The organism is Palleronia sp. THAF1 (assembly GCF_009363795.1).
GTDB lineage: Bacteria > Pseudomonadota > Alphaproteobacteria > Rhodobacterales > Rhodobacteraceae > Palleronia.
This window is the reverse complement of the sequence record NZ_CP045420.1, coordinates 1,399,643-1,418,883: the sequence shown is the minus strand read 5'-3', so window position 1 is coordinate 1,418,883 and position 19,241 is coordinate 1,399,643. Positions and strand designations below refer to the sequence as shown.

Genomic DNA, 19,241 nt, shown 5'->3' with positions numbered 1-19,241 from the left:
GTCACCTCAGATGCCTTAGCCGGTCCAACGCGCCTTGCAGGATGTAGCCCGCCGCCACCTGATCGATCACGCCCGCGCGGCGCGCGCGGCTCGTGTCGGCCTCGAGCAACGCACGCTCTGCGGCCATGGTGGACAGCCGCTCGTCCCAGAAGCCGATGGGCAGGTCAACCAGCCGCGACAGGTTGCGGGCGAAGCTGCGCGTGGACTGCGCGCGCGGCCCCTCGCTGCCATCCATGTTGCGCGGCAGGCCCAGAACGATGCCGCCGATCTCACGCCCTTCGACGATCTCGATGAGCCTCGCGGCATCGGCGGTGAATTTGGTGCGTTTCACGACCTCCAGCGGCGACGCGATGGACAGCATCCTGTCGCTGACGGCCACACCGATGGTTTTGGTGCCAAGGTCCAAGCCCATCAGAGCGCGCATGGGGGGCAGGTCGGCGGATAGATCGTCCAGCGTCTCGTAGATCACAATCCGCCCCGCTGAGCTGCGTCTTCGATCAGGCGCAGGTCATCCGGTTGGTTGGCGAAGACCTGCCGTGCTTCGCCCAGTATGGCCTGAGCCCGCTCTGTCTCGCCCAGAACGCCCAGCGCCCCGATCAACTGCGCCCACTCCGGCGCGGCCCCACCATCCGTCGCCAGCCGCTGGGACAGCCCTTCAACCATCCCCCGGATCATCTGCTCACGCGCTTCCGGGTCCATGTCAGCCGCAGCCTGCATATCCACCGCATCGGGGCCGCGCGGGGCAGGGGGCGTATAGTCCTGACCGGCGCGGCGCGCGACGTCGGGCATTTGTGCAAGAATCGTTTCTCGCCATGCACCTTCGCCCACCCCGCGTTGCAACGCATCGCTCCAGATGCGGAAAGTCACATCGAAGCGTCCCACCTGCGCCGCCGCCAGTCCCTTGAAATACAAAGCACGGCCATTGTTGCGGTCCCGGTTCAATGCGCCGTCGATCAATAATTCGGCCTGCGGTGTCACCAATCCACCCGCCTGGCTGACGAAGATCTCACCCATGAAGGCCAGATCATCGGCGGTCACATCGTCACCGCGCAAGTCCAGCAAACGCTCCTGCGCCGCGCGCGCCGCCTTCAGACGGCCCAACCGTAATTCGTTCTGCGCCAGCAATTCGAACCCCTGCGGATCGTCCGGACGCTGCTCCACCGCCGCGCGCAGCCGATCCATCAGGGCTGCAAACTCCGGCGCAGGCTGGACCGGCTGTGGCAGAGAGACCGCTGCCTGCGCCTCGGCTTGCTCTTGGCTGATCCGGTTCTGCCGTTGGTCCGCGGCATCCGCGATGCGCGCGCGCAGCGGCAGATCGGGATAGCCGGGCGCGCCCTGCGTTACATACAGGGCCACGCCCCCCGCACCGACCGCCAGCACTACGCCGACCAGCGCCACGATCCGCGCCGCTTTCGGGGCCTGCGAGAACGACCGCGGCCCGCGCTTGTCGGCCTCCAGCAACCGTCGCCCCACTTCGGCCCGCGTGCGCTCGGCCTCGTCTTCCGTCAGCACGCCGCGCGTCAGGTCGCGGTCGATCTCTGCCATCTGGTCGCGGTAGACCGACAAATCGCTTTCCACGCCGATGCCATCTTCGGCGCGCAGAATTGCCAGCACGACGGGAACGGCTCCCAGCGTCGCAATCCCCAGTCCAACTATCCAGAACAGCATGACGGTCTCCTCGCTTGCCTCCTTAGCCCGGTGCGACGGCATGGGAAAGCGGATGGGACAGGGCGCCGCATCCCGCGTGTCGCAAATCCCGTTGAAGATGCCGCGACTGGCCGATTACACCAAGCCACCCACGCCTATCACCGGCGAGACCGAAGGGGGCATTCATGCGTCGTTACTCCGCTTTCGCCATCGCCCGAGAGGCGCTGCGCCATCACACCGGCTGGAAGCCCGCCTGGGCCAAGGCCGAGCCGAAGAAACGCTACGACGTGATCATCGTCGGCGGCGGCGGGCACGGCCTTGCCACGGCCTATTGGCTGGGCAAGAACCACGGCATCACCAATGTGGCCGTGGTCGAAAAAGGCTGGCTGGGTGGCGGCAACACGGGCCGCAACACCACGATCATCCGCTCGAACTACCTACAGGACCCTTCGGCGGCGCTGTATGAGAAGTCCCGGTCCCTGTACGAGACGATGAGCCAGGACCTGAACTACAACGTCATGTTCTCGCCACGTGGCGTTCTGATGCTGGCCCAGACCGAGCATGAGGTGCGCGGCTACAAGCGCACCGCCCACGCCAACGCGCTGCAGGGGATCAAGACCCGCTTCATCTCGCCCCGCGAGGTGAAGAAGATCTGCCCGATCATGAATATCGACGGTCCGCGCTATCCGGTGCTGGGTGGTCTGTGGCAGGAACGCGCAGGCACCGCCCGCCACGATGCGGTGGCCTGGGGCTACGCCCGCGCCTGCTCCGATATGGGCATGGACATCATCGAACAGTGCGAAGTCACCGCCGTCCGCCGGGATGAGACTGGCAAGGTCGCCGGCATCGACACCACGCGCGGGTCCATCGACTGCGGCAAGCTGGGCATCGTCGTCGCCGGCAACTCTGGTCGCTTGGCCGATATGGCGGGCTTCCGTCTTCCGGTCGAATCCGTGCCGCTGCAGGCCCTGGTGTCGGAACCGATCAAGCCCTGCATGGACATCGTCGTCATGGCCAACACCGTCCACGGCTACATGAGCCAGTCCGACAAGGGCGAAATGGTCATCGGCGGCGGCACCGACGGCTACAACGCCTACACCCAGCGCGGCAGCTTTCAGCACATCGAGGAAACCGTCCGCGCGCTGGTCGAGACCTTCCCGATGATCAGCCGCCTGAAGATGCTGCGGCAATGGGGCGGCATCGTCGACATGACCGGCGACCGCTCGCCCATCCTGTCGAAAACGCCAGTCGAGAACTGCTTCATCAACTGCGGCTGGGGCACCGGCGGCTTCAAGGCCACCCCCGGCTCTGGCTGGGCGATGGCGGAGCTTATGGCCAAGGGCCACGCGCCGCTCACCGACGCCTTCGGCTTGGAACGCTTCCGCGAAGGCCGTTTCATTGATGAGTCCGTCGCGGCGGGGGTGGCGCACTGATGCGCTTCTCGCTGCCGAACAATCGAGGGTTCTGGAACTGGATAGGCCTGTGCGGAGTTGTCGCGGGTAACCTTTCAGGAGTGCCCAATTCATGGCGGATCACGACCCCAACGCGCGCAACACCCACACCACAACGCGTGAAACACATATCGAGAAGAAATCCGGCGGTTCCGGCATGGCGTTTATCGTCGGCGGTCTCGTCGTTGCAGTTCTGGTCATCGGCTATGTGCTGTTCGGAATGGGCGATGGGTCGACCGGTGGCGAAACTACCGGCGGCAGTGACACCAACATCAATGTCGAGGCACCCGAGGCGAGCGCGTCCAGCGGCGCTGCAGCCGATGGTGGCGGCGATGCAGAGGCCGATGAGGCCCCGATTGAAGAAGCTGCGCCTGCTGACGACGCCGGTGCCGACGCCGAAGCGGAAGCGACCGCAAACTGATCTGCGACTGACCCTCGGGCCGGTCGGACATCTGTTCCAACCGGCCCGTGACGGGGCCTTGATCCGGAGCGCCCCATGCTGACCCTAAAATGCCCCTACTGCGGCGTGCAGGCCGATGAGACCGAGCTTTCGCCCGGTGGCGAAGCACACCTGACGCGCCATGGCCCCGGCTCGGACGACGACGCGTTCGAAAGCTACCTGTTTATGCGCCGTAACCCGCGCGGACCCCATTTCGAGCGCTGGCGGCATGCCATGGGCTGCGGCAAGTGGTTCCACGCCGCCCGCGACACCGCGACGATGCAGGTCTTCGGCACCTATTCCGCACAGACGACCGAATCTCCGCAAACCATCCTGGACGCCATCCGCGCCGTGAACCCCGACTTCCAATACGGTGCCGCCGAATGACGCGCCCCGGCTTCATCGTTCCACAAATACCTGGTTCCCCGGCCCGCACCGCAAACGGAGCACGCCCATGACTGCCTACCGTCTGCCCAAAGGCGGCCGCCGCATCGACCGCGACCGCCGCCTGACCTTCACCTTCGACGGCAAGGCCCACGAGGGCCTCGCGGGCGATACGCTGGCCTCTGCCCTGTTGGGATCGGGCCGGACGCTGATGGGCCGGTCGTTCAAGTACCACCGTCCGCGCGGTGCCGTGACGGCAGGCCATGAAGAGCCGAACGCGCTCATGGGCATCGGGCAGGGTGCCCGGTTCGAGCCGAACTGCCGCGCGACCGTCACGCCCCTGCACGACGGTTTGACCGCGATCAGCCAGAACCGCTGGCCGTCGCTGGATACGGACATCGGCTCGGTCAATGCGCAACTGTCGCGACTGCTGCCCGCAGGCTTCTACTACAAGATGTTCATGTGGCCCGCGTCCTTCTGGAAGGACGTGTATGAGCCATTTATCCGCAAGTCCGCCGGTCTGGGCCGCCCACCCGAAGGCGTGGACGCCGACCGCTACGAGCACTTCCACTTCCATTGCGACGTGGCCGTTGTCGGCGGCGGTGTCGCCGGGCTTCAAGCGGCGCTGGATGCCGCTGAGGCGGGCAAGCGCGTCCTGCTGATGGAGCAAGACACCGTTTGGGGCGGGCGCAGCGTCACCGATGGCGCGCTGGATGGCGTGACGCTGGACGGCCAGTCCCTGCAAGAGTGGGTGGATGCCGCTATCGAACGCCTCGAAGGCATGGAGAACGTCACCCTGCGCCTGAACCTGCAAGGCTCCGGCGTCTACGATCTCGGCTACCTGACCGGCTATGAGCGCTACACCGACGACGCGCCGGGCAAGGACGCCCCGCGCCACCGTCTGTGGCGCATCCGCACGCAAGAAATCGTCACCGCGACCGGCGCGATCGAACGACCCTTGGCCTTCGCCAACAACGACCTGCCGGGCGTCATGCTGGCCTCTGCCATGCGCGACATGGTCACCGATTACGGCGTCACGCCGGGTGGCAAGGTCGTGGTCGTCACCAACAACGATGACGCCTATCGCACCGCGCTCGCTCTGGAGGGCGCGGGTGTCACCGTTGCCGCCGTGGTCGATGCGCGTGACAGCGCCGACGGTGATCTGGCGACCCGCGCCCGTGACGCTGGGATCGAGATTATCACAGGCTCCGGCATCATCGCCAAGGGAACGAAGAACGTCGAAGCCGTTCAGATCTGCGCCATTTCCGGCGACGGCAAACCCACGCGCAAGATCGCCTGCGACGCCATCGCCATGTCCGGTGGGTGGTCGCCGGTTCCGCACCTGTGGTCGCACTGCGGGGGCAAGCTGACATGGGACGAGACGCGCGCCTTCTTCGCGCCCGACCCCAACCGCCCGCCCACCGGCGCTGACGGGACGGGCATGGTCTCTGCCGTTGGGGCTGCTGCCGGTGATCTGACGCTTGGCGAAATGCGTGATTCTGACGGCGCACCGATCGAGGCCGACATGCGTCCCGTTTGGATCATGCCCGAAGGCGCGGGGCCAGAGCTGCGCGCCAAGATGTTCCTCGACTACCAGAACGACGTGAAGGTTTCCGACGTGCAGCTTGCCGCGCGCGAGGGCTTCGTATCGGTCGAGCATGCCAAGCGCTACACCACCCTTGGCATGGCGACGGATCAGGGAAAGCTGAGCAACATCAACGGACTGGCAATTCTTGCTCAGGAAAAGGGTGAGCCGATCCCGCAGACTGGCACCACCACCTTCCGCCCGCCGTTCAGCCCGACGTCCATGGGTGCCATCGCGGGCGAGGCACGCGGACCGATCTTCCAGCCCCTGCGCCGCACGCCCATGCACGACTGGCACGACGCCAATGGTGCGGACTGGGAGCCCGTGGGTCACTGGCGCCGTCCTTACACCTACCTAAGGGACGGAGAAGATCGGGAGTCCGCGGTGCATCGTGAGGTCAAAAACGCCCGCGAGAACCTTGGCCTGCTAGACGCCTCCACCCTTGGCAAGATCATCGTGAAGGGACCGGACGCGGGCAAGTTCCTCGACCTGCTCTACACCAATATGATGTCGACGCTGAAGGTCGGCCGCTGCCGCTACGGCTTGATGTGCAACGAACAGGGCTTCCTGTCCGATGACGGCGTTGTCGCGCGGCTTAGCGATGACAGCTTCCTGTGCCACACGACCACTGGCGGCGCGGACCGGATCCATGCCCACATGGAGGAGTGGCTGCAGATAGAGTGGTGGGACATGAAAGTCCACACCGCGAACGTCACCGAACAATGGGCGCAGATCGCCGTCGTCGGCCCCAATGCCCGCAACGTCCTGCAAAAGCTGGGCGGAATGGATGTGTCCAAGGACGCGCTGAAGTTCATGGACTGGGCGGATGGAGAGATTGCGGGCATTCCCGCCCGCGTCTTCCGTATCTCATTCTCGGGCGAACTGTCCTACGAGATCGCCGTGCCCGCCAATCGCGGGCTAGAGCTCTGGACCAAGCTGATGGAGGCGGGCGAGGCATACGGGGTCATGCCCTACGGCACCGAAGCTCTGCACGTGCTGCGTGCCGAAAAGGGCTTCATCATGATCGGGGACGAGACCGACGGCACCGTGATCCCACAGGATTTGAACATGCACTGGGCGATCTCGAAGAAGAAGGACGACTTCATCGGCAAGCGTGGTCAGGAGCGGGTCCACATGCGGCGCGACGACCGCTGGAAGCTGGTCGGCCTACTGACCGAAGACGGCAGCACCATCCCCGATGGCGCCTATGCGGTGGCAGAGGGCACGAACGCCAACGGCCAGCGCAATACGCAAGGGCGGATCACTTCGTCCTATCACTCGCCCACGCTGGGCCGCGGGATCGCCATGGGTCTGGTACTGAACGGCCCCGACCGCATGGGTGAGACGATCGATTTCCCCGGCACCGACGGCACCACCTACACCGCGAAGATCGTCGATCCGGTCTTCTTCGATCCTGAAGGGGAGAAGCAGAATGTCTGACACGGCTTTGCAAGGTGCGGTTTACAGGGGCTACGTGCATGTGTCCGAAGCCAAGCCGCGCCCGATGGTCTCGCTGAAAGGCGATCTGTCGGACGAGAGCCTGCGCGACGCGGTGCGCCTGACAATGAATAGCGATTTCCCCGAGGCGCTATCCGTGATCGGCGGCGACAAGGGGCAGGTGGCCTGGATGGCCCCGGACGAATTGCTGCTGTTCCCTGAAAGTGCAGCCGAAGCACTTTCGTCCATTCAGCACAAGCTGGGTGACGCGCATGTTCTCGCGCTGGATGTCAGCGATATGCGGACAGAGATCGTGCTGAAAGGGGCCGGTGCGCGCGAAGTACTGGCTAAGGCGTCTCCGGTCGATTTCGGCGCATTGCCGCCCGGAACGATACGCCGCACGCGCATCGCGCAGGTGCCCGCCGCGATCTGGCTGGCAGATGCCGAAACCGCGCATGTCATCTGTTTCCGGTCGGTCGCGCGATATGTCTTCGACGTGATGGCGATGGGCGCGCGCAAAGGTGGGGAAATCGGGGTCTTCTGACCTTTCTCGGAACGGGGCGCGTCCTATGTCGTTTTGCATAGGACACCCCGTGTGATGCGGGTCGAAATTCACGACGACAAGGAGAACACCAATGGCGTTCGCACTTCCCGATCTTCCCTATTCCCACGACGCGCTGGCCGACAAAGGCATGAGCCGCGAAACGCTGGAATATCACCACGACATTCACCACAAGGCATACGCCGACAAGACCGAAGACATGGTCAAAGGCTCTGAGTGGGAAGGCAAGTCGATCGAAGAGATCGTCAAGGGCACCTACGACAAGGGCGCCGTTGCGCAGTCGGGCCTGTTCAACAACGCGTCGCAGTACTGGAACCACGTGCAGTTCTGGGAAATGATGGGCCCTGACGACAGCAAGATGCCGAGCGAGCTTGAAAAAGCGATCACTGATTCCTTCGGTTCGGTCGACAGCTTCAAGGAAGAATTCACCACCAAGGGCGGCGGTCAGTTCGGGTCCGGCTGGGTCTGGTTGGTAAAGGACACCGACGGCGGTCTGAAGGTCACGAACACCGAGAACGGCGTGAACCCGCTGTGCTTCGACCAGGCCGCTCTTCTGGGCTGCGATGTGTGGGAGCATTCCTATTACATCGACTTCCGCAACAAGCGTCCTGCCTATCTTTCGAACTTCCTCGACAAACTGGTGAACTGGGAAAACGTCGCGTCGCGCATGTGATCCGCAGCGACGGATAGACCCAAGGCCCCGCCACCGCGCGGGGCCTTTTGCATTCGGAAGGACCCCCATGCTGATCGTGTTCGAAGCCATTGATGCCGAAGTCGCCGCCCTGCTGCGCGCGCCCATGCGCATGCCCGGCGGCATGGCCTTCCAGCCGGTAGACATGCAGGCCGAACTGGATGGCGCGGGGACATTCCGTCTGACCGCCAGCCTTGTCCTGACGGATGAGGCAAAGGGGTCCGAGGCTGCCCACTGGCTGTGGGACCGGATTGAGGATGCAGCCCCCCTGATCTTGCAGGTTGGGGACCAGCGCGCCCGTGTCGGCGCGCCCGATGCGCTGGCGTGGTTGATCGACAAGGCAAGATCGGAAGATTGAGAACGGAACTTCGCCGCCGCGCCACGGGTTGGTTTCCTGAACAATAACAGGAGGCTTCCATGGCCGAGAGAAAACGATCCAAGGACGGCGTAAGCGAGACCGAGCAGTACATCGATAATGAGGTCTCGACCCCCGAGGCGTCCGGGCGCGACGGTGGCGAGCTGGAACGTAAAGTCGGCACCCGCGCCGAGGAAAGCGCCGCGAAGCACGGCGAAGGCGTCGAGCGTGTGACGAAAGAGGACGAAAAAGGCGAGGGCAATCTTGGCGGCCTGCACGGCACCGGCGACGAAGACGGGAAGGGCAGCTGATATGAGCGCGAAACTGACCAAAGGCACGTGGGTTCTGATCGCCGATGGCGAGAAGGCCTTGATCCTTGAGAACCAGACGGACCACGAGAACCCGTATCTGACCGTGCTGACCAAGGAAGAGCAGGAAAATCCACCCGACCGTGAACAATCTGCCAACCGCCGTGGGCGCATGGGCGACGGCGGGCCCGGACAAGGCAACATGGGCCAGCGTTCGGCCTATGAGGATACCGATTGGCACGAGTTGGCCAAGGACCGGTTCGCCGCCGACCTAGCCGATATGCTCTACAAGAAGGCTCACAAGGGGGCGTTCGACAGCATTGTGATCGTCGCCTCCCGTCAAGTTCTTGGTGAGATGCGGGACAAGATGCATAAAGAAGTGTCCGACAAGGTCATCGCCGAAGTTCCGAAAGTGTTAACCAACCACGGGCTCGACGAGATCGAGACCATCGTGCGGGACGCGCTCGACGCGAAGTGATCTGTCGAGGATGTGACACAGGGGCGTGCTGCGGCGCGCCCCTTTTGGCGTAAGCTGCGGAAGAATCACCTGCGCAGGAGCCGCAACGATGACTGCACCCAGAAAGACTGCCCGCGACTTCCATCCCAAGATTTTGGAAATCTTCGACGGCTACGTGCACGGACGGGTCACCAAGCGTGAGTTTCTTGCACAGGCCGGCCGCTACACCGCAGCTGGCGTGACTGGCGCGATGCTGCTGGAGCAGCTCAGCCCGAATTATGCCTTTGCCCAGCAGGTCGATCCCGAAGATTCCGAGATCGAGACCATGCGCATCAGCTATCCGAGCCCCGACGGCACGGCCGAGATGATCGACGGCCTGATGGCAAAGCCAGCCGGTGCTAGCGGTCCGCTGCCCGCCATTCTGGTCGTGCATGAGAACCGTGGCCTGAATCCCTATATTGAAGACGTTGTACGCCGCGCAGCGAAGGCTGGATATCTGGCGCTTGGGCCTGACGGACTGTCGTCGCTGGGCGGTTATCCCGGCACCGATGAAGAGGGCCGCGAGATGCAGCGCGAACTGGATGGCGGCGCTTTGATGCAAGACTTCTTCAACGCATTCGAGTTCCTGCGCGACCATGAGGACAGCACGGGCCGCGTCGGTGTCGTGGGCTTCTGTTACGGTGGCGGCGTCTGCAATGCTTTGGCAGTGGCCTACCCGGACCTGGCCGCATCGGCGCCGTTCTATGGTCGCCAGCCCGAAGCGTCAGAGGTGCCAGCCATCCAAGCGCCGTTGATGATCCACTATGCTGGCCTGGACGAGCGCATCAACGAAGGGTGGGCGCCCTATGCCGAGGCGCTGGAAGAGAATGGCAAGCAGTTCAGTGTGCACTTCTACCCGGACGTGAACCACGGCTTTCACAACGACACGACACCCCGCTACGACGAAGATGCCGCATTGTTGGCGTGGGAGCGGACAATCAACTTCTTCGATGAATTCGTCGCGCAGACAGCCTGATCAAGACTGCTCCGGCCGCGTTTTCGAAGCGGCCGGATCACCACAGCCAGACTAGGAAGCCGGTCGTCGCGATGGCCAGCGCCACGGACCACAGAAGCGGACTGAAGTACCACGGGCTGCCGATTTGGCCAAAGATCTCTTTGGTCTCGTCGGCGGACCAGACCAACGCGTCCACGCCTTCCTTGTTCGGTTGCCGGGTGGCCGCCGAAATCGCTAGGTTCGTGGCAATGCCGACGAAAAACAAGATCGACCCCATGACGGTGTAGTGCAGGTCGGGCAGTCCGATGCTTTCCCACACGCCGGTCACTTCCTTCAGGATGAAGGTCGGAATGCCCACGACCAGACCGCCGATGATCGTCCAGAATGCGCCGCTACCGTTGGACCATTTCACCGAAAGGCCGACCATGTAGGTCGCCACGATCGTCGGCACGATGTAGCTGAGCGACGATTGGAAATAGCCGAACAGAGAGTCGAAGGAGCCGATCAGCGGTGCGTAGAGGGCAGCGAAGATCAGAAAGCCGCCCGTCGCGATTTGGCCGATGCGCACCAGCTTTTGTTCGGACCAGTCAGGCTTGGCGGGCTGGACGAAATCCTTGACCACCAACGACGACAGCGCCGTCGCCGCAGAGTCCACCGACGACATGATCGCCGCGATCAGCGCCGCCATTATTAATCCGCGCAGGCCGATGGGCATCAACTCGAAGGCCATCTTCGGAAAGGCAAGGTCGGGCGTTTCCAACTCAGGATACAGCTTGAGCGCGATGATGCCGGGGATGATCATGATGAAGATGTTGGGCAGCTTCAGGAAACCGGCGAAGAGCGCGCCGATCTGACCATTGCGCAGGTCCTTTGCGGCCAGCGTGCGCTGCGCCACGAATTGATTCATCGTCCACAGGTAGAACGACAGCAGCGTCACGCCCCACAGGCCGTGCCACGGCGTGAAATCGTTGGTAACGGGCAGGATGAGATGCTGCTTGGCGTCTGGCACATCGGTCCAGATCTCTGACCAGCCGCCGATCTCGTTCATGCCGAGCACGAAGATGATCAGACCGCCGATGATCAGCAGGATCGACTGAACGGTGTCGGTCACAACGACAGCGGCCAGGCCGCCCAGCACGGTATAGATGCCAGCGATCAGAGCCAGAACTGCGGCGGCGGTCCATATGTTCAGGAAACTGAAGGTGTTGGCGATCACCAAACCGCCCGCATAAAGCGCGCCCGCCACGTCGATCAACATCACGGCGAGGATGGTGAACAACGAATATGCCTTGCGCGAGCGTACGTCGTATCGCAGCTCTAGGAACTCGGGCGTGGTGGCGACGCGGGCGCGTAGATAGCTGGGCAGGATGAAGATCGCGAAGGCGATCAGTACGATGGCGGCGGTCCACTCGTAATTGTAGATCGCAACGCCGTTCGCATAGGCGCCGCCCATCAGGCCGACAAAGCTGGATCCCGACATGTTTGACGCGAATAGCGAAAAGCCGATCACAAACCAGCCGAGGTTCCGACCCGCCAAGAAATAATCGTCTGATTCACCGCCTCGCTTGCGGGAAACGTAAAGACCGTGGGCGATGATCCCGATGAAATACGCGGCCACGATCAGGTAATCGATCCAGGCCAGTGAAAATTGCGCTTCTCCCATGGAACCTCCGCAAACTCATAACGTACTGAGAGATAACAGAAGCGTGACGCGTGAGTTCCGGCTCGTCTTAAGAGGCCGTCACTTCGTCCAGCACCTGCCGCCACAAATCGGGGGGCTGAGCACCGGGCAACGCATGGCGCTCGCCCACGATGAACATCGGCACGCCTTGCACTCCGCGCTCGCGCGCGTGGGCATCGCGGTCCCGGATGTCCTGCGCGTCGGCGTCGGTCGCCAGAAGGCGGGAGGTCACATCGGCGTCCATCTCGATGGCGCGTGCAATTTCGACCAGCACCGCATGATCGCCGATATCGAGACCTTCTATGAAGTATGCCTCGAACAGCCGTGACACGGCGGCGGTCTGACGGCCTTCGACGCCGGCCCAGTAAATCAGGCGATGGGCGTCCAGCGTATTGGGCGTGCGCTCGATCTTGTCGAAGGCGATGGTCAGACCTGCTTTCTCTGCCGCCTCAATCACCGGCGCATAGGCCCGCACCGCGCCATCCTTGCCGCCGAACTTACCTTCCAGATACGCGCGCCGATCCATGCCGCCCGCGGGCATGTCGGGGTTCAGCTGGAACGGATGCCATTCGACGCGGAACGGATGGCCGGGGCGTTCCAGCAGCGCCGCGTCCAGGTTCGCCTTACCGATGTAGCACCACGGGCAGATCGGGTCGGACAGGATATCCAGTTTCATGGCGTTTCCTCTCGCAAGGCGCGGCGCAGGACCTTGCCATTGGGATTCTTCGGGATCGTGTCCCGGCGGAACACGGCGCGGGGCTGTTTGTAACGGGCCAGCCGTTCGGTGCAATGCGCGAGCAGGGCTGCGTCCAGATCGGTATCGGCGCGGTAGGCGAGTGCGATGATACGCACGCCGGGCTTGACCTGATGCTCATAGGCGGCGGCTTCCTGCACGCCGGGGCAGGTCAGGGCGGCGGCTTCGACCTCCAGTGGTGAGACGCGGTAGCCACCCGCCGTCATCACATCGTCCGAGCGGCCAAGGTAGGTGATCCATCCCTCTGCGTCGATCGAGGCCACATCGCCCGTGCGCCTCCAATCGCCCTCCAGCGACGGCGCGTTCAGGTAGCCCAGCATCAACCCCGGATCATAAGTCGAGATGGCCAGATCACCGGGAGTGTTCACGGGTGCCGGTGTGTCATCGCCATCCAGCACGGCCACCCGCCGACCGGGTTGCGCGCGTCCCAATGTGTCAGGCGGCGCGGGGGCAGAAGGCCCACCGGAAATGAAGGTCGAGCACTCGCTTTGGCCGTAGGCTTCATGGATGTCGGTCCCGGTAGCCTGACGCCAATCTGCGCGGATGGCGTCGGGCAACTTTTCTCCAGCGGACAGGCCGTGCCGCAGACTTGGCATCGGCGCGGGCGCAGACTTCAAGATTCGACGGTAAACGCCTGGAACGGCTGCGAATATTGTCGCGCCGTAGTCCGCCAACAATGCGGGCAGAGCCTCCGGTGCCGTTCCGCTTTCAGGGATAATGGCGGTCGCGCCGACGCTCCACGGGTCCATTAACCCCGTGCCCAGCGTGTAGGTCCAGTTGAACGCACCCGCGTGCAGAACGCGGTCCGTCGCGCGCATGTCGGCCCAGTGGGCGACCCCGGATTGCCGCGCCCAAACGGCGCGGTGCGCGTGAACTACTCCGCGCGGAACGGCGCCGGTGCCAGAAGTGAAGACGATGTAACCGGGGCGGTTCGGGTCGCCCATGTGCCAGTCGGCGGGGGGCAGATCACGCATCTGTCGCAGCGCATCTGGAGCTATGACCGGAACGCCCGGAAGTTCAGGAGCGGCCACGTCCGGTGCCTGGACGATCAGCGCGGGAGCAAGTGCCTGTGCCATCGGGGTGATCTCGGACCTGCCAAGCTGAGCAGAGGTCGGGGCGGGCACGAGACCCGCCGCAATGGCACCGAGGTAGGCGATAGGGAAATCGACGGTATTCCCAAGACGCAGTAAGACGCGATCGCCGGGGCGCAGATCGACGTTCAGAAAACCGGTGGCAGTGCCGCGCACAGCGCGTTCCAACTGAACGAAGCTCCACGTTGTGTCGCCGATGGCGATCAGCGCAGGCGCATCGGGCTGTGATGCGGCATGGGCCAGCACGTGGGCGGCCATGTTGAACGGTAAAGGGCAGGGGGGCAGGGTCATGCCCGCAGATTAACGGCGGGCGGCGGGGGCGCAATCTCTGACGCCCCCACGTATCGTTCAGGACCGGTCGTCGCGGCGACCGATGGGCGGCTCGGGGTCCTGACCCTCACCGACCTCGCGACCAACGGGCGGCTCGGCCGCCTGGTCGTCGCCGAAATCCTTGTCGCCGGAATAAACGTCTTCACCGACGGGGATGTGTGCGGCAGAGGCCCGGATGTTGTCGCCATCGCGGGTCTCGTCCATCGCAACATCGGCAGGCACCGCGCCCTGCATCCACTCGCCGACCTGCCGGTCGGCCTCGGCCCGTTCGACGCCCTGCACCTTGGCGATGTAGTCGACCAACGCGTCACGATTGCCTTCCAACGCCAGCAAGTCGTTTTCCTGCGCATCGGGGAAGTGCTGCATCAGCGCTTCCGTGAAGGCGGGCCAGTTGGATTGAACGGCGTTCCACTGCATGGGGTCTGCTCCTGTGTCTGTTGCAGGGCCAATGCAGTGCGACGGGCGCGGTTCCGTCAGTCCCAGTGATGTGCGTCGGTGGTCACCGCCATGATCGTGCTGCCGACCGCCTTCGTTGCGACCCCGGCGGTCGTTCCGACGACCTTGACGGGGACGCGAACAACGGCGCAGCCCGCCAAGGCCACGAGGGCTGCGCAGAGTGCGAGACGCATGATCATTCTTCATACCACCAGAAATCGGGCTGCCACGTGAACCAGTCGCCGTAGGCAGGCAGTTGGTCCGGGAACTTCAGGCTGGCGTCATGGGCGATATAGCTGACGGGGTTGTACCAGACCGGGATGACGTAGCGCCCGGCGGTCAGCACGCGGTCCAGCGCGCGAACGGCGGCGACGTAGTCATCTTTGTCTTCGGACGACAGCATCGTCTGGACCAGACCGTCGATGGCAGGGGATTTAACACCCATCCAGTTGCGGCTGCCCTCCTGATCGGCGGCGTCGGCGCCCCAATACAGAAGCTGTTCGTTGCCGGGAGACAGCGACAGGCCGCGTTGATACCACGTCATGTCGAAATCGAAGCGGTTGGTGCGTTCGGTAAACTGCGCGCTGTCCACGACCGTGATCGTGGGCGTGATCCCAAGCCGACCCAATGCACCGACGAAAAGGTCCGTGACTTGTTGGCTTTCGTTCGATCCCTGCTGCAGAAGGATATCGAATTTCAGTGCCGCGCCATCCTCACCGCGCAACACGCCGCCATCGCCGATGGTGTAGCCCGCTTCTTCCAGCAGACCCACGGCGCGGCGGGCGTTGCCGCGGTTACGCTCTGTGCCGTCGCTTACGGGAAGCGCGTAGCCTTCGATGGTGCCGGGCAGCAGGTCCTGCGCGTAGGGTTCCAGCAATTCCGCAACGCGGCCCGTCGCGGCGTCGTGCGACATGCCAAGCTCGGAGTTGGAGAAGTAAGAGGTGATCCGGGGCAGCTTGCCGCCGTTCAGCACTTGGTTGGCAAACTCGAAGTTGAACGCCTGGATCATCGCCTCTCGCACACGCCAGTCGTCAAAGGGCGCTTCGCGGGTATTCATCGCCAGACCGACGATGCCAGAGGGGCGCTGGTGTTCGATCTCGGACTTAACCACCTCGCCGGATTGGACGCGCGGGAAGTCGTACTGGGTGGCCCAGCGTTCGGCGTTGGTCTCGCGCATGGTGGTCAGCGCGCCGCCCTTGAACGCCTCTGTCATGGCGGTCGAGTCGCCGTAGAACTCCATCCGGATTTCATCAAGGTTCGCTTGCCCCTGCATGAAGGGCACGTCCGCACCCCAGTAATCGGGGTTGCGGGTCAGGGTGACGAATCGGCCCGCCTCGTAGTCGGACACCGTGTAGGGCGCGGATGAAATCGGGATTTCGTCAAGGTTCGAATCGGCGAAATCCAGCCCATCCCACTGCGCTTTTTTCAGGATCGGACGCATTCCCATGATCAACGCAAGCTCACGGTCGTTCACGTTGAAGGTGAAACGCACGCCACGCTCGCCCACTTGCTCGGCGGATTCGACCTTGGCCCACGCCCCGCGGTAGCGTGGATGGCCTTCGGTCCCAAGGGTCTCGTACGACCACAACACATCCTCCGGCGTGACCGGAGAGCCGTCGGAAAAGCGGGCTTCGGGACGCAGCTGGAACTCCACCCAAGAGCCGTCGTCGGCCACCTCGATGGTTTCGGCCAGCAATCCGTATAGTGAGAACGGCTCGTCGTAGTTGCGGCCCATCAGCGACTCGTAGGCCAGAAAGCGTAGCATCCACGGGGCGTTACCCTTCAGGATGTGTGGGTTCAGACTGTCGAACGACCCGACTTCGCCCGCCACGATCCTGCCGCCCTGTGGCGCATCGGGGTTGGCGTGCGGCAGGCCGTTGAACCCCGGCTCCAACGCGGGGTCGCCGAACATGGCGACGCCGTGCATCGGTTCAGCCAGAATCACGCCGGGCAAGCCTGTCATGGCGCAGGCGAATGCGACGCTACGTAAGCTCGCTTTGGAAGAGAACATCATTTCAAGACCGCTCGTGTTTGTGTTGCTTTGGGATGAGGTTAGTGGGGTAACCCCCCGGTTTTCAACTTAATCATTTGCAATTTCCCCGAATCGGCGTATGTAAGGGGCACTGCTCGATAGGTTTCTTGCCTGTATGAAACCTGCCTCAATGACTTAACGCCCGCCTCGTGCGGGCGTTTTTTTTGCGCGCACTCGATCGGCTTGAAGGCTGTCCGCGCGATTGACTGGCAACACCCTCTCGCATTCGCAGTCGCAGCATCTAGGTTCAGCCGCAACAGCGAAGGAGATCACAATGTCACTCAAAGGCAAAACCGCCGTCGTCACCGGATCGAACTCTGGCATCGGGCTGGGGGTCGTACATGAACTGGCAAAGGCCGGTGCGGACGTGGTGCTGAACTCGTTCACCGACCGCGACGAGGATCACCAGCTTGCCGAAGACATCGCCAAGGAACACGGAGTCACTGCGCGCTACATCAAGGCCGACCTGTCGAACGGCGACGAGGCGCGCGCCCTGATCGAAAAGGCCGGTCGCTGCGACATTCTGATGAACAACGCGGGTATCCAGCACGTTGCCGCGATCGAGGATTTTCCGACGGCCAAATGGGATGCGATCATCGCGATCATGTTGTCCTCGGCCTTCCACACCAGCGCCGTCGCGGTGCCGATGATGCGCAAAAATGGATGGGGACGGATCATCAACCTCGCCTCGGCCCATGGCCTGCGCGCGTCGCCCTACAAGTCGGCCTACGTCGCCGCCAAGCATGGCGTCGTCGGTATGACCAAGGTTGTGGCACTGGAAACCGCGCAGGACCCGATCACCGCCAACGCTATCTGTCCGGGTTACGTGATGACGCCGCTGGTCGAGAGCCAGATCCCCGACACGATGGAGAAATACGACATGGACCGTGAGACGGCGATCAAGGAAGTCATCCTGGAACGTCAGCCCTCCAAGGACTTCGCCACCGTCGAGCAACTGGGCGGCGTTGCCAGGTTCCTGTGCTCGGACGATGCGGCGCAGATCACCGGCACCACCATCAGCGTGGATGGCGGCTGGACGGCGCGGTAGGGCGCGGGTCGTGGTCAAGAAGATCAACATGGCGCTTCAGGGCGGCGGCGCCCATGGCGCGTTCACCTGGGGCGTACTGGACCGCCTGTTGGATTGCGAGAAGCTGGAAATCGCGGGCATCAGCGGCACCTCTGCCGGGGCATTGAACGGGGCAGCGTTCAAGGCCGGCATGGCGACCGGCGGACGCGACGGGGCGCGCGCCAACCTAGCGTGGCTGTGGGCGCGTGTTTTGGGCGTGCGGGATTTCAAGATCGCCGCCTGGATGTCCCCCTGGGCGCCAGCCACGAACACCATCGCACGCAGTCTGGAGGCGACGGCCGGGTGGGGCGATTTGTTCGCACAAGCCACATCCCCGTATAGCTTCGGGCCGTTCTACCGAAATCCGCTCGACGGGATCGTCCACGACATGAAGTTCGACGATGTCTGCGCCAAGGACGGCCCGGAACTGCACGTCTGCGCCACCAATGTGCGCACGGGCAAGATCCGGGTATTCACGGGCGAAGATGTCACGCCAGAGTCTCTTATGGCCTCCGCCTGCCTGCCCACCGTGTTCAAGGCCGTCGAGATCGCCGGAGAGGCCTATTGGGACGGCGGCTACACCGGCAACCCCGCTCTGTTCCCGCTGTACGAGCCGCATCTGCCCGACGACATCGTCATCGTGAACATCAACCCGCTGGAACGGGACAAGCTGCCTTACACGGCGCAGGAAATCCAGAATCGCATCAACGAGATATCGTTCAATTCTAGTCTTTTACGTGACCTGCGCGCGATCCGTTTCGTGCAACGTCTGATCGAGGATGGGCGACTGACCGAAGGCACGATGAGCTACATCAACGTTCACATGATCGCCGACGATGAGCTAATGCGCGAGTTGTCGGTCGCGACCAAGATGGTCCCCTCTGCGATTCTGGTCGAACGGCTGTTCGCCGCCGGGCGCATAGCGGCGGATCGTTTCATTGATGCGCATCTGGACGATGTGAACGTACGCTCCAGCGTCGATCTTGCAGAAATGTACGACTGACGGAGGTGATGATGGAGTTCCTACAGAAAGGGCAGGGCGACACGCTGGTCGAATGGTTCCTGGAACCGACGTGTCCGTTTTCGTCCAAGGCCTTCGGTAAGCTGGATAGTTTGCTGGACCGATCCGATGGCGCGCTGACCGTGCGCCTGTGGCTGCACTCTCAACCGTGGCACCTGAACTCACCCCTGGTCACACGTTGCATCATAGCTGCTTGGGCGGAACACGGGGCGGAGGCGGCGTGGGATACGCTTGGGGCGGTCTTCGCACACCGCGAAAGCTATGCCTTCACGGATCATGCAGGCGGCCCAAATCGTGCCGCCACGCCAAACGACATCATCGAACGGATCGAAAGTCACAGTAGGTTATCGCTGGCCGTTGCCTTTGACTGGCCCGAACTGGCGGACACCGTCAAGGCGCATACGAAGTATGCCCGTCAGAACGGCATCCATTCCTCACCAAGCGTCTTGGTGAACGGGTTTCTGCGCGAAGATATCGAAAGTGGTGACAGCGTGGATGACTGGCTGACCAGGATCGTCTGA

At 63.3% G+C, this 19,241-nt stretch carries 21 protein-coding genes; 13 read left to right on the top strand and 8 right to left on the bottom strand.

All coding sequences use genetic code 11. The features are described from left to right. Window position 1: 1 nt before the first annotated feature. Together ruvX and ccmI are read right to left on the bottom strand one after the other, a co-directional pair. Complete coding sequence (gene ruvX, locus FIU81_RS07110) at window positions 2-424, bottom strand: Holliday junction resolvase RuvX (RefSeq protein WP_413816235.1); 423 nt, start codon at window positions 422-424, stop codon at window positions 2-4. A gap of 41 nt (window positions 425-465) precedes the next feature. Then, on the bottom strand, window positions 466-1,668 hold the full coding sequence (gene ccmI / locus FIU81_RS07105; RefSeq protein ID WP_172971421.1) for a c-type cytochrome biogenesis protein CcmI: 1,203 nt from the start codon (window positions 1,666-1,668) through the stop codon (window positions 466-468). 164 nt (window positions 1,669-1,832) lie between these two features. On the opposite strand from ccmI, the gene FIU81_RS07100 reads away from it, so the two are divergent. From FIU81_RS07100 to yghX, 10 genes are all read left to right on the top strand, one after another. Beyond that, window positions 1,833-3,080, top strand: a complete 1,248-nt coding sequence (locus tag FIU81_RS07100) for a sarcosine oxidase subunit beta family protein (protein WP_124112863.1) — start codon at window positions 1,833-1,835, stop codon at window positions 3,078-3,080. A gap of 91 nt (window positions 3,081-3,171) precedes the next feature. Next, entirely contained in the window at window positions 3,172-3,519 is a 348-nt protein-coding gene (locus FIU81_RS07095; protein ID WP_124112862.1) for a hypothetical protein, read from the top strand. Window positions 3,520-3,594: 75 nt separating this feature from the next. Next, the gene (locus tag FIU81_RS07090) at window positions 3,595-3,924 is read left to right on the top strand and encodes a sarcosine oxidase subunit delta (protein ID WP_124112861.1); all 330 of its coding nucleotides are present in this window, start codon (window positions 3,595-3,597) and stop codon (window positions 3,922-3,924) included. 67 nt (window positions 3,925-3,991) lie between these two features. After that, a complete protein-coding gene (locus FIU81_RS07085) occupies window positions 3,992-6,946 on the top strand; it encodes a sarcosine oxidase subunit alpha family protein (protein WP_124112860.1) in 2,955 nt (984 codons plus the stop codon). Then, window positions 6,939-7,487 carry a sarcosine oxidase subunit gamma gene (locus FIU81_RS07080; protein WP_124112859.1) on the top strand — a complete coding sequence of 183 codons (549 nt, stop codon included), beginning with the start codon at window positions 6,939-6,941 and terminating at the stop codon, window positions 7,485-7,487. The genes FIU81_RS07085 and FIU81_RS07080 overlap by 8 nt, the downstream gene beginning before the upstream one ends. Before the next feature lie 91 nt (window positions 7,488-7,578). Next, entirely contained in the window at window positions 7,579-8,178 is a 600-nt protein-coding gene (locus FIU81_RS07075; RefSeq protein ID WP_124112858.1) for a superoxide dismutase, read from the top strand. 67 nt (window positions 8,179-8,245) lie between these two features. Then, window positions 8,246-8,554 (top strand): hypothetical protein, encoded by a 309-nt coding sequence (locus FIU81_RS07070; protein ID WP_124112857.1) that lies wholly within the window; start codon window positions 8,246-8,248, stop codon window positions 8,552-8,554. Window positions 8,555-8,613: 59 nt separating this feature from the next. Next, window positions 8,614-8,862 (top strand): hypothetical protein, encoded by a 249-nt coding sequence (locus tag FIU81_RS07065; RefSeq protein ID WP_124112856.1) that lies wholly within the window; start codon window positions 8,614-8,616, stop codon window positions 8,860-8,862. A gap of 1 nt (window position 8,863) precedes the next feature. Continuing rightward, entirely contained in the window at window positions 8,864-9,337 is a 474-nt protein-coding gene (locus FIU81_RS07060; protein ID WP_124112855.1) for a host attachment family protein, read from the top strand. A gap of 88 nt (window positions 9,338-9,425) precedes the next feature. After that, window positions 9,426-10,331 carry a YghX family hydrolase gene (yghX, locus tag FIU81_RS07055; protein ID WP_124112854.1) on the top strand — a complete coding sequence of 302 codons (906 nt, stop codon included), beginning with the start codon at window positions 9,426-9,428 and terminating at the stop codon, window positions 10,329-10,331. Between the two features lie 37 nt (window positions 10,332-10,368). Here the strand turns inward: yghX and FIU81_RS07050 are convergent, their stop codons facing one another. The 6 genes from FIU81_RS07050 to FIU81_RS07030 all read right to left on the bottom strand — a co-directional run bounded on the left by FIU81_RS07050 (window position 10,369) and on the right by FIU81_RS07030 (window position 16,564). Then, window positions 10,369-11,973, bottom strand: a complete 1,605-nt coding sequence (locus tag FIU81_RS07050; RefSeq protein ID WP_124112853.1) for a sodium:solute symporter family transporter — start codon at window positions 11,971-11,973, stop codon at window positions 10,369-10,371. Between the two features lie 67 nt (window positions 11,974-12,040). Further along, window positions 12,041-12,667 carry a DsbA family oxidoreductase gene (locus FIU81_RS07045; protein ID WP_124112852.1) on the bottom strand — a complete coding sequence of 209 codons (627 nt, stop codon included), beginning with the start codon at window positions 12,665-12,667 and terminating at the stop codon, window positions 12,041-12,043. Beyond that, the gene (locus tag FIU81_RS07040; RefSeq protein WP_124112851.1) at window positions 12,664-14,127 is read right to left on the bottom strand and encodes a class I adenylate-forming enzyme family protein; all 1,464 of its coding nucleotides are present in this window, start codon (window positions 14,125-14,127) and stop codon (window positions 12,664-12,666) included. Before FIU81_RS07040 ends, FIU81_RS07045 begins: the two co-directional genes overlap by 4 nt. A gap of 57 nt (window positions 14,128-14,184) precedes the next feature. After that, window positions 14,185-14,583, bottom strand: coding sequence for a hypothetical protein (locus FIU81_RS07035; protein WP_124112850.1), 399 nt, complete (start codon window positions 14,581-14,583; stop codon window positions 14,185-14,187). Window positions 14,584-14,639: 56 nt separating this feature from the next. Further along, the gene (locus FIU81_RS16685) at window positions 14,640-14,795 is read right to left on the bottom strand and encodes a hypothetical protein (RefSeq protein WP_172971420.1); all 156 of its coding nucleotides are present in this window, start codon (window positions 14,793-14,795) and stop codon (window positions 14,640-14,642) included. Window positions 14,796-14,797: 2 nt separating this feature from the next. Next, the gene (locus FIU81_RS07030; protein WP_254696020.1) at window positions 14,798-16,564 is read right to left on the bottom strand and encodes an extracellular solute-binding protein; all 1,767 of its coding nucleotides are present in this window, start codon (window positions 16,562-16,564) and stop codon (window positions 14,798-14,800) included. A 343-nt stretch (window positions 16,565-16,907) separates the two neighbouring features. Between FIU81_RS07030 and FIU81_RS07025 the strand changes: the two genes are divergently transcribed. The 3 genes from FIU81_RS07025 to FIU81_RS07015 are packed head-to-tail and all read left to right on the top strand — an operon-like array spanning window position 16,908 to window position 19,241. Continuing rightward, on the top strand, window positions 16,908-17,681 hold the full coding sequence (locus FIU81_RS07025) for a 3-hydroxybutyrate dehydrogenase (protein WP_124112848.1): 774 nt from the start codon (window positions 16,908-16,910) through the stop codon (window positions 17,679-17,681). 10 nt (window positions 17,682-17,691) lie between these two features. Beyond that, window positions 17,692-18,702 (top strand): patatin-like phospholipase family protein, encoded by a 1,011-nt coding sequence (locus FIU81_RS07020; protein WP_254696019.1) that lies wholly within the window; start codon window positions 17,692-17,694, stop codon window positions 18,700-18,702. Between the two features lie 11 nt (window positions 18,703-18,713). Further along, a complete protein-coding gene (locus tag FIU81_RS07015; protein WP_216644283.1) occupies window positions 18,714-19,241 on the top strand; it encodes a DsbA family protein in 528 nt (175 codons plus the stop codon).